Raw genomic sequence first — 6,428 nt, forward strand, 5'->3', positions numbered from 1 at the left:
GGCGCCTCGGTATGATCACACCTCCACTGAGGAACCGGAGGCGTCGGCTGTTGTCCACATCCGTGCTCATCACTGGCGGGGCAGGATTCATCGGGTCCGCGCTCGCGCGGCGTCTCGTGGCGGCCGGCTATGACGTCGCGGTGATGGATGTCTTGCACCCGCAGGTGCATGGCGAACGTCCAGCGGTCGACCTGCCACCGTCCGTGCGGTTGTTCACCGGCGATGTCACCCATGCTCCCGACTGCGATGCCGTGCTTCGGCTGTGCCGTCCCTCCCATGTGGTGCATCTGGCGGCAGAGACGGGCACTGCGCAGTCGCTTTCCGAGGCAACGCGCCACGGGTCGGTCAACGTGGTCGGAACCACGCAACTCCTCGACGCCCTAAGCCGCTCAGCGCACGTGCCCGACCAACTCGTCCTCGCATCATCGCGGGCGGTGTACGGCGAGGGCGCGTGGCAATACGGAGCTGAGATTTTCTACCCGCCGCCGCGCAGCCACGCTCAGCTGGCGGCCGGTAGCTGGGATCCGCAGGGGCCCGCGGGTGAACCCGCCGTCCCGCTTGCGAGCCGCGCCGGCCGAACGGAGCCGCGGCCGACCAACATTTATGCGGCGACCAAGCTCGCCCAAGAGCACGTCCTGACCGCCTGGACGGCCGCGCACGACACCCGTCTCAGCGTGCTGCGGCTGCAAAACGTCTACGGGCCGGGCCAGTCGCTGACCAATTCCTACACGGGAATCGTTGCCCTTTTCGCGCGGCTGGCGCGCGCGCAGCAAGCGTTGGAGGTCTACGAAGACGGGCGGATCGTGCGCGACTTCGTCTACATAGACGATGTCGTCGAAGCTCTATTCGCTGCAATCGAGAATCCCGCCGATCGATCACGCTGCATCGACGTCGGATCGGGTGTCCCGACAACCATCCATGACCTGGCCCGCAAGATTGCCGCACTGTGCGACGCCCCCGAACCGACCGTCGTGGGCAAATTCCGCGATGGTGATGTACGCGCGGCCAAGTGCGACATCGAGCCGGCCAAAAGTGAGCTCAATTGGCGCCCGCGGTGGGCGCTTGACGACGGTCTGCGCGCTCTGCTCGATTGGATCGGCGGTCAGCCGGCATTATCTGTTGAACCAAGCGACCACCCGCCGATGACGGCTTTGCTGAAGTAGAACAGCATCGAGAGGCGTCGACGCCGCCTCGCTTCCAACTGGAGTTGGCTGACGTCAGCCGGCACGTTTGGTGCGGGCGAAATCTTCGACCAGGTCAGCGGCGACCCTCACGCTGTCGGCCGACGTGGTCATCTTGGCGGCGAGTTCGCGGGCCCGAGTGAGACATTGCGGGGCAAGGACGGCGCGAAGGTCCGTGACCAGCGATTCTCGGGTAGTCGCTGCAAATCGCCGCCCGGTGCCGACGTTCAGCCGCTTGACCCGGGCGCCCCATGCCCCCTGATCGGGCAGCGTCCAGAGGATCAACGTGGGGAGTCCGGCTCGCAGGCCCGCGTTCGTGGTGCCCGCGCCGCCGTGGTGAACGAACGCGCGGCAGGCGGGAAGGGCGGCGGCGTAATTCATCACGCCCACCACCTTCACGTGCTCCGCTCGCGAGACGTTGCTGAAGTCGGTCCCAGCGGCACAAATCAACGCCCGCTCGCCCAACTCTTCGCAGACTGAGCTGATCATGGTCAGCGTGTCGACCGCGGATTCGACCCCGACGCTGCCGAACCCGAAACAAATCGGCGGTGTTCCCGCGGCAATCCACGAGGCGACCTCGTCATCCGTGTCCGTCGGCAACTCCATGGTCAGCGCTCCGACGAAGGGGCGCCGCCTGCCCCATTTCGCCCATTCGGCCGCCAGCCCCGGATAGCACACCTCGTCGTACGCCTGGATCTCCAAGGATCCGCGTTCGGCGATCCGCCGCGTCCAGGGGCTTGTCGCCTCCGGCAGACCGAGTTCACGCCGCTGCGCGTCCTCGACCTTCTTCGGTCCGCGCCACGACAGCCACTCGGACGCCGTCATCGCGGCGCGGCCCAACGGCGCCGGCAAGAACGGCAGCAGCCGCCCGTTGGCCCGCCACGGGAAGATATGCAGCGTGGCAAACGGGATGTCGTAATACTCGGCGACGTTGGCGGCGGTGTCCTCGTAGTTCATGCCAGTGAGGAGCAGGTCGGCCCCGTCGGCAAGCGACGTCAGGATCCTGCTGACCTCGCCGCGGCACTCGGTCAGCGGCCCTGAAACCTCGCTCCACATCCTGCCCAACTCGCGGAGCTTCCAGGGGTTGCCGAAGAAATAGGTCCAGAAGTCGCGGTGCGGGTCCAGGATGACCTTCAACTCCGGCCCATAAGGAACCGCCGCGGGACCCGCCGACTCGACGAAGTCGACCATTTCCGGCGCGACCGCCATGCGCACGTCATGCCCGCGGCGCACCAGTTCCCGGCCGACAGTCACGTAGGGCTCGACTTCGCCGCGCGTTCCCCAGTTCGCGAGCACGAATTTCATCGCGGATCCTGACCTTTCACTTCCCCTCGCATTCTGCGGAATGAAAGCGGCGGCCCCGCACCCCTGGCTCAGCCGCCCAGGAGCATAACCCGACGGCCGCGCGGCACCGACGGGAAAGCCGGAAATTTTTGGACAGGTGCTCAATAGCATCGAACCGGGCACCAAGAACCGAGCCGGGTGCGCTCGCGTCGACATTGGCCGAAAGGTATTGGACCGGTGTGTGATAATGCCACGACTCGAACAACCCGTCCTCGTACCAGGTAGGTGACCGTGCGCCAAGCCGCGAGCGCTAGCCCTACCGAAAGACGGGAAGCTCAACGCTCGGAACGGTCGGGGTTTCGTCCGGACATCGAGGGCCTGCGTGCCGTCGCGGTGGTTGCCGTGGTGCTCTTCCACGCCGAGGTGCCCGGCGTAGGCGGCGGATACGTCGGCGTCGACGTGTTCTTCGTGATCTCGGGCTTCTTGATCACCGGGCTGCTATGGCGCGAGGTGAGCAGTTCCGGCACTGTTGGGCTCCGCCGCTTCTACGGGGCGCGGGCCCGTCGACTGCTGCCGGCATCGGCCGCGGTGGGCGTTGTCACCGCGATCGGGGCGGCGCTCCTGTTGCCCCCGCTGCAGGCATCCAGCGTCCTGCTGGAGGGCATCGCCAGCGCGTTGTACGTCAGCAACTACTGGTTCATCGGCGAGGGCGTGCACTACTTCGGGGGTCACCTGCCGCCGTCGCCGTTCCAGCACTACTGGTCGTTGGGCGTCGAGGAGCAGTTCTACCTGGTTTGGCCGGCGTTGATCATCGGCACGGCGTGGCTCATCCGGCGTGCGCGTCGGCGCGCCGGCGCCGGCGCCTCCTCGCAACGTCCGTACGTGGTGGTCCTTGCGTTGGTCGCGGCCGTATCGTTCGCGCTGTCGCTGGTAATCACCTACGTGATGCCCGCGGTGGCGTTCTTTTCGCTGCCGACCCGCGCCTGGCAGTTGGCCGCCGGCGGCCTGGTGGCCCTGACCGCCGGCCAATGGCGCCGGCGCGCCACGCGCCGCCGCGATCACCGGGTGGGCGGGGCTGGGCCTGATCCTGGTGGCCTGCACCATGTTGAGCGCGACCACCTTCTACCCGGGTATCGCCGCGCTGCTGCCCACGCTGGGTGCGGTTCTGGTGATCGGCGCGGGCTGTACCACACCTACCCGGGGATGCGGCCGCGTGCTGGCCGTGTCCTCGATGCGGGCGATCGGCCGCATCTCGTACTCCTGGTATCTGTGGCACTGGCCGGTGCTGGTCTTGACACCCGCATTGCTGGGCCACCCAATGGGCCTGGCCGGGAGGCTGGCGGCGGCCCTGGTCTCCGCCGGGCTGGCCGTGCTGACCCTGCGGTTCATCGAGAACCCACTACGATTCGCCGCCCCTATCCGCCGTTCTCCCCTGCGCAGTCTCGCGCTCGGCGGTGGCGCCACCGCCATCGCGGTGGCCGTCGGCGTGGCTCTGCTCGTCGTCGTCCCGATCCCGGTCGGCCGCGGTGCGCCGGCCGCGGCGCTGACCATCAATGCCGCACCTCCTCCCGCAGGCTCCGACATTGAGGCCTACGACGCGGCGGTGCGGCAGGCGTTCGCTCAGGTGCAGACCGCGGTCGCGGCGTCGGCCGACGTCAAAGCTGTGCCCTCGAACCTGACACCGCCGCTCGCCGACGCGACAGCCGAACAGCACGCGTATTCGTTCAACGGCTGCCTGCGCACGCCTTTCCAAGGCGGCCAACCCGAGTGCGCGACGGGTGATACCGCGTCCACGACAACGGTGGCCCTGGTCGGGGATTCGCACGCGGCGATGTGGGACCCCGCGTTCGAGCAGCTCGCGATGCAGCGGCACTGGCGGCTGGAGTTGTTGAGCAAGGGGGCCTGCCCGCCGATGGACCTGCCCATCACGAGCCACCTCTTCAGCCGCCTGGTTGAGAACGTCGAGCACTGCGATCAATGGCGCGGTCTGATCCTCGCCCGGCTACGCGCCGAGCGCCCGCGGCTGATCGTGGTGAGCATGTGGCGGGGCTACGGCGCCGGGAACGGCAACGGCTGGCTCTCCGGTTTCACGGCGTACGACCCGATGTGGATCGAGAGCCTGACCCGCCTGGTGCGCCAGCTGCGCGGCACCGGTGCCCAAGTGCTGGTGCTCGGTCCGGTGCCGGCTCCGGACACATCGGTGCCGGTCTGCCTGTCCGGCCACCTCGACGACGCGACGGCCTGCTCGCCCACCAGGTCGGCCGCGGTGAACCAGACGGGCATCGCGGCTGAGACCGCCGCGGCCAAAGCCGCCGGCGGGCAGTACGACGACCTGACCGAATTGTTCTGCACCGCCGACCGCTGCCCGGTCATCGTCGGCAACACCCTGGTCTACTTCGACTGGGAACACCTGACGCTCGAATACTCCCGGCTTTTGGCACCGGCGATCGGGGCGTTGGTTGACCGCGCGCTCGTCAGTGGTTGAAACGTCGCATCGCCGGCGCCGAGAAGTGTTAGACAGGTGTGTGATAAAGCCCAGATTCGGGCAAAGCGACCTCTTAACAGGTAGGTGACATTGCGCCAGGCCGACAGCGTTCGCGCTAGTGAGGAAGTCCAAGGTCGTCCGTCGGCACAGGCGAAATTTCGCCCGGACATCGAGGGCTTGCGCGCGGTCGCGGTGGTCGCCGTGGTTTTGTTTCACGCCGACACTCCCGGTGTCAGCGGCGGCTTCGTCGGCGTCGACGTCTTCTTCGTCATCTCAGGCTTCTTGATCACCGGGCTGCTCTGGCGCGAGGTGAGCACCACCGGCCGCGTCGGGCTGCGCCGCTTCTACGGAGCACGCGCCCGCCGACTGCTACCCGCATCGGCCGCAGTCGGCATCGTCACCACCGTCGCCTCAGCGATCCTGTTACCGCCGTTGCAGGCGCGAACCGTCATGGGTGACGGCATCGCCAGCGCGCTGTATGTCAGCAATTACCGGTTCATGCTCCAGGGCGTCGACTACTTCGGGTCGCACCTGCCGCCGTCGCCGTTTCAGCATTATTGGTCGCTGGGCGTTGAGGAGCAGTTCTACCTCGTGTGGCCGCCCATGATCATCGGCACAGCCTGGCTGATCCGGCGTGTGCGCCGGCGCGCCAGGACCGAGGCCCCCTCCTCGAAAAGTCCGTATCTAGTGGTCCTTGCGCTGGTCGCGGCCGCATCGTTCGCGCTGTCGCTGGTGGTCACCTATGAGGTGGCTTCCGGCGCGTTCTTTTCGCTGCCTACCCGGGCCTGGCAGTTGGCTGCCGGCGGCCTGGTCGCCCTCACCGCCGACCAGTGGCGGCGGCTGCCGGCACTTGGTGCCGCCGTCGCGGGATGGGCAGGGCTAGGTCTGATCCTCCTCGCCTGCACCTGGTTGAGTCCGGCGACGCTGTATCCGGGTACCGCCGCATTGCTGCCCGTGCTGGGCACGGCCCTGGTGATCGGCGCCGGCTGTGCCACAGCCACTCAGGGATGCGGCCGGGTGCTGGGGCTGTCGCCGGTTCGCGCGATCGGGCGGGTGTCCTATTCGTGGTATTTGTGGCACTGGCCGGTGCTGGTGCTCGCACCACCACTGCTGGGCCATCCGCTTGGTCTTGCCGCCCGGTTGACGGCAGCCCTGATCTCCGGCGGACTCGCGCTGCTCACCCTCCGTTTTGTCGAGAACCCGCTGCGATTCGCGGCCCCCATACGCCGCGTCATAAGCATCCATCTTGGAACCCGCGGGCGGGGGCGCTGCCGTGATGGTCAGTGGCGTAGCGGCCGGGCCGCGACCGACCGGGACGGGCACCAGTATCAGCAGTGTCACGCCCACGCAGACCGCCATCGCGGTGGCGCCACCGCCGAGCGCCAGACTGGCGAGGGGAGAGCGGCGTATGGGGGCCGCGAATCGCAGCGGGTTCTCGACAAAACGGAGGGTGAGCAGCGCGAGTCCGCCGGAGATCA

The 6,428-nt window shown here is 67.8% G+C and carries 2 protein-coding genes and 2 pseudogenes; 3 read left to right on the top strand and 1 reads right to left on the bottom strand.

The genetic code is table 11. The annotated features are described in order from the left end of the window. The first annotated feature begins 62 nt into the window (after positions 1-62). Positions 63-1,163 carry an NAD(P)-dependent oxidoreductase gene (locus A5706_RS19340; protein WP_068133848.1) on the top strand — a complete coding sequence of 367 codons (1,101 nt, stop codon included), beginning with the start codon at positions 63-65 and terminating at the stop codon, positions 1,161-1,163. Between the two features lie 54 nt (positions 1,164-1,217). Here the strand turns inward: A5706_RS19340 and A5706_RS19345 are convergent, their stop codons facing one another. Beyond that, the gene (locus A5706_RS19345; protein WP_068133851.1) at positions 1,218-2,486 is read right to left on the bottom strand and encodes a glycosyltransferase; all 1,269 of its coding nucleotides are present in this window, start codon (positions 2,484-2,486) and stop codon (positions 1,218-1,220) included. A 264-nt stretch (positions 2,487-2,750) separates the two neighbouring features. On the opposite strand from A5706_RS19345, the pseudogene A5706_RS19350 reads away from it, so the two are divergent. Together A5706_RS19350 and A5706_RS19355 are read left to right on the top strand one after the other, a co-directional pair. After that, a pseudogene (locus A5706_RS19350) lies at positions 2,751-4,950 on the top strand (SGNH hydrolase domain-containing protein). A gap of 84 nt (positions 4,951-5,034) precedes the next feature. After that, positions 5,035-6,428: pseudogene (locus A5706_RS19355) on the top strand (acyltransferase family protein); the annotation flags it as partial.

Source organism: Mycobacterium sp. E796, assembly GCF_001672815.1.
Classification (GTDB): domain Bacteria; phylum Actinomycetota; class Actinomycetes; order Mycobacteriales; family Mycobacteriaceae; genus Mycobacterium.

Bases quoted from the DNA above. Each gene is read 5' to 3' on its own strand.
- A5706_RS19345 (WP_068133851.1), bottom strand. From the start codon at position 2,486: ATGAAATTCGTGCTCGCGAACTGGGGAACGCGCGGCGAAGTCGAGCCC.